Here is a 279-nt window from a genome sequence, read left to right as displayed (position 1 = left end):
GTAATTTTGAAAGTGGTAATCCTGTTCACGGCACTATAATTAGAGTTATGTCTTGTATCCGTTCAGTATAATTTCACGAATGCTTTATTAACCGGATGCGTGAATGTCATTCTTCAGATGACAAAGACGTCATCGCGATTGATGGAAAAGCACTTCCACACTCCTATGATAAAAGCCGTCGCAGGAGAGCGGGCTTTCGTAGTCTTACCCCGACTCTCCCCGGCCCTAAACGCAACACCCACTCACAGCAACCTAAACTCATCCGCATCCCGCCATGCC

At 46.6% G+C, this 279-nt stretch carries 1 pseudogene; it reads left to right on the top strand.

Annotation, left to right across the window (positions count from 1 at the left end):
• Positions 1-191 (top strand): annotated as a pseudogene (locus LZP73_RS21180) (ISAs1 family transposase); the annotation flags it as partial.
• Positions 192-279: the final 88 nt, after the last annotated feature.

This window comes from Shewanella sp. AS16, assembly GCF_021412365.1.
GTDB classification, from domain to species: domain Bacteria; phylum Pseudomonadota; class Gammaproteobacteria; order Enterobacterales; family Shewanellaceae; genus Shewanella; species Shewanella salipaludis.
The sequence above is the reverse complement of the archived record's forward strand: the minus strand, read 5'-3'. Positions and strand labels throughout refer to the sequence as shown.